Annotated in this window: 6 protein-coding genes; 3 read left to right on the top strand and 3 right to left on the bottom strand. The window is 31.2% G+C overall.

From position 1 onward, the window contains the following. The first annotated feature begins 240 nt into the window (after nt 1-240). Both B8T70_RS23180 and B8T70_RS23185 read left to right on the top strand, forming a co-directional pair. Nucleotides 241-486, top strand: a complete 246-nt coding sequence (locus B8T70_RS23180) for an Ada metal-binding domain-containing protein (RefSeq protein ID WP_086896399.1) — start codon at nt 241-243, stop codon at nt 484-486. Further along, the gene (locus B8T70_RS23185) at nt 473-1,081 is read left to right on the top strand and encodes an alpha-ketoglutarate-dependent dioxygenase AlkB (protein ID WP_086896400.1); all 609 of its coding nucleotides are present in this window, start codon (nt 473-475) and stop codon (nt 1,079-1,081) included. Before B8T70_RS23180 ends, B8T70_RS23185 begins: the two co-directional genes overlap by 14 nt. Before the next feature lie 95 nt (nt 1,082-1,176). On the opposite strand, the gene B8T70_RS23190 is transcribed toward B8T70_RS23185, so the two are convergent. The 3 genes from B8T70_RS23190 to B8T70_RS23200 are packed head-to-tail and all read right to left on the bottom strand — an operon-like array spanning nt 1,177 to nt 2,836. After that, nucleotides 1,177-1,695, bottom strand: coding sequence for a GrpB family protein (locus B8T70_RS23190; protein WP_086896401.1), 519 nt, complete (start codon nt 1,693-1,695; stop codon nt 1,177-1,179). A 33-nt stretch (nt 1,696-1,728) separates the two neighbouring features. Then, the gene (locus tag B8T70_RS23195; RefSeq protein WP_039111824.1) at nt 1,729-2,049 is read right to left on the bottom strand and encodes an MmcQ/YjbR family DNA-binding protein; all 321 of its coding nucleotides are present in this window, start codon (nt 2,047-2,049) and stop codon (nt 1,729-1,731) included. A 31-nt stretch (nt 2,050-2,080) separates the two neighbouring features. Continuing rightward, nucleotides 2,081-2,836 (bottom strand): NUDIX domain-containing protein, encoded by a 756-nt coding sequence (locus B8T70_RS23200; RefSeq protein WP_086896402.1) that lies wholly within the window; start codon nt 2,834-2,836, stop codon nt 2,081-2,083. Nucleotides 2,837-3,207: 371 nt separating this feature from the next. Between B8T70_RS23200 and B8T70_RS24155 the strand changes: the two genes are divergently transcribed. Next, the coding region (locus tag B8T70_RS24155; protein WP_086896403.1) for a hypothetical protein at nt 3,208-3,396 on the top strand (189 nt) is incomplete at its 3' end.

Here is a 3,396-nt window from a genome sequence, read left to right on the forward strand (position 1 = left end):
TGCGTCTACGCAAAGATTGGTCCTCATAGATTAATTACGTGATGTTAGACGCACTGCGGTGCGTCTCTACAGAATAAAAATTGCGGTAAAATATAATACATAATTTTTTTCACACAGATTTAGCAGATATGGCAGATTTATAAATCATTCTAATCCTTTTTATCTGTGGCAAAAAATAGGGTAATCTTTGCCTAGACGCACTATGATGCATCTCTACGGTAAAACAAACGTATAAAAGAAATGATTCAACACAATAAAATTTCCGATTCAGATCTTCGGAATAAAATTAAAAATGCAGAAATTTGCTTTGGTGGAAACCGAAAGCTAAAAATTTACGGAACTTTAAAATGCTCTTCTGGTAAAAGAATGAAACGTGAAAATCGGGTTTTCTTTTTATCCGAAGATGAAGCTAAACAAAATAGCTTTAGACCCTGTGGACATTGTATGAAAGCTGAATATAAAAACTGGAAAGATGGACTTATTTAATCCCGAAATAGACGAAACGACCAATTTATTACCTAAAGACGGAACTGTAAATTATTATGGTAAACTATTTTCCAGAGAAAATTCAAATCACTATCGAGATATATTACTCAATACTATCGAATGGAGAAATGACGAAGCAATTATCTTTGGGAAATTAATAATTACAAAACGTAAAGTGGCTTGGTATGGCGATTCCCCTTTTGAATATACCTACTCTAACACTACAAAAAAGGCACTTCCGTGGACTAATGAATTATTAGAATTAAAAAAGGTTATCGAAGAAAAAACCGGAGAAACCTTTAATTCTTGTTTGCTTAATTTATATCATTCTGGCGACGAAGGAATGGCGTGGCACAGCGATGCCGAAAAAGATTTGAAAAAGAATGGTGCTATTGCTTCGGTAAGTTTTGGAGCGGAACGAAAGTTTGCCTTTAAACATAAAGAAACTAAAGAAACCGTTTCTTTAATCTTAGAACATGGTAGTTTATTGGTCATGAAAGATACTACTCAAACCCATTGGTTACATCGATTACCTCCAACTAAAACAACATCTAAACCTAGAGTAAACCTGACTTTTAGAACTATAGTCGAGTAATTTTTTAACGCATTAAAAGATTAAGATTCATTAAGTTTGTGAATCAAGGATTGGGTTTTGTATTAAGCATAAATTCTTAATCTCATAATACTAAATTATAACCCACATTTTTTGTAGATATCTAATATTACTGATTCTTTTCCTAAAAGATAATTATCTATATCATGAGGGAATCTTTCGGCCATTTCTATTTTTATCTGGCTATATCTGTCCCTTTCGTCTGCATGTGTGCGTAGGTAATTTCGAAAAGTGACATGGCGTTTTAACTCATTCGACTCTTTGTTGCATACATATAAATGATGCTCCATAAGGTGTTCCTTATTTTTATAACTAAAGGCATCTCGGCCATCAATACCTAAATTACCTACATGTTCATAACCTATCTCTTTTAGTTTCTGTTTTACAATCAGAAACCTATCGTTTTCGATTACAATATCTATATCTATGATTGGTTTTGCGTGTAAACCTTCTACAGATGTACTACCCACATGTTCAATTGATAATACCTCATCTTTTAAAACAACGAGTAATTCTCTTTCAATTTTTTTAAATTCATCCGCCCAATTAGGATTGTACGGAACGACAATTATATTCCAATTTTCAGCACCTATCATATAATTATTTTTTGCAAATATAATAATTGGTTATTAACGCTTCTTGGGTAAAACATTATTATAGGAAACTGACAATGCATCTTGTAGCATTGGCTCTGGAACTTTGGCAAGATCTACAATTGTCCAGCCTTGTTGTCCCCATTTATTAGGTACGGGATAAAAGAATTTTTCACTTGAAGCGCAAAAAACAGATTGTTCGATTTCATTAAACTTCAATACTCCTTGGTTTTTATTTACATCGAGTGTTGCAAATATTTTCTTCTTCACCCGAAAAGAAGTCTTTTCAAAATGTGGTTCTTCGGTTGCTTCTGAGAATGATAGAGCTAACTTTCTAAATGTTTCAATCGATATCATGATAGCTTATTTTAAAGTTAAACTCTAATTTTTACCAACCTTGATTTAGTCCATTTTTAAGAACCTCATCATATTTATCTTTATCAAAAGTATATAAATTTGGAGCTTTGTGTGCTACATTACTTTTCTTTTCGTCGAGCTTATTCAAGATTCCGATATTGGTTATTTTTCGGAGAAAGTTTCTTCTATCGAGTTTTCTATCCAAAATCGTTTCATATAATTTTTGAAGCTCCGGAATCGTAAATTTTTCAGGCAACAAATTATATCCTACTGGTATTAAATTCAACTCATTTCGGAGTGTAATCAAAGCTTTATCTAGAATTTCTTTGTGATCCAAGATTAATTCTGGAACTTCTTTGTGATCAACCCACTCTATTAATTCTTCTTTTTTACTTTGTTGTGGAACCGTTTGCAAGAAATCGACCAAGGCATAATATCCTACGGTTACAAATCGTTGTGAAAGCCATTTTCCTGCCTCTCTGGGAATTTTTAGATGGTCTAAAATTGCATTACCAAAATGCTTGTCGTTTCTTTTTACTTTACCAAAAGTAGCAAATTGTCTCAAAAAAATACCTTCTACTCCTGTCCTGATTTTAAGTACTCTTACTGCTGCATCATCTATATCTTCATTTATAGGGACAAATCCGCCGGGCAATGACCATTTATTTTCATACGGGGTTTTAATTAGCAAAACTTTTAGCTGATTATCATGAAATCCAAAAATCACACAATCTATAGAAAGTCCTGGCTGATAGTCTTCATGAGTATATATAGTAGTATTTATCATGCATTTATTATTTGTTCAAATTTTATCCGACATAAAATAAATGTGCAATTTAGCTTATTTTCAATAAAAGAAAATCAATCTTATTTTCTAACATCTTTTTTACAATTAAAACAGGCTATAGCATAGATTTTTTATGCTTTAAAAAATCATAAATTAATGTCAAATTTACAATCAAATATAAAACGACTTAAAAAAAATAAGTACATTGCGTCATAATAACACATTTAATACTTCGCTTGTTATTTTTCTTCAAAAAAACAATTAACAAGCTAATTATAAGGTATTAATGTCCAGTTAAAAAAATTACTGTTCTGTAACAAAAAAATAAAAAGACTGTCATATAATTAATTGAAAACATAACTAATTGTATTATGAGCATCCCAACTCTAGAAAAACTGAACAAGAAGCTTATTAGAAAAATATGTTCTTCTTTCGGATTAGTATCAAAAAACGACCTTTTAGAGGAATCGTTAAAATATAGCATTAAGCAGGAAAAAATTTCCGATCAACTTTTGAGTAATGTTGACTCAAAGGACAAAAAAGCAAAAAAAGATGCATAT

Origin of the sequence: Flavobacterium sp. AJR (assembly GCF_002156885.1) — a bacterium.
Taxonomy (GTDB): Bacteria; Bacteroidota; Bacteroidia; order Flavobacteriales; family Flavobacteriaceae; genus Flavobacterium.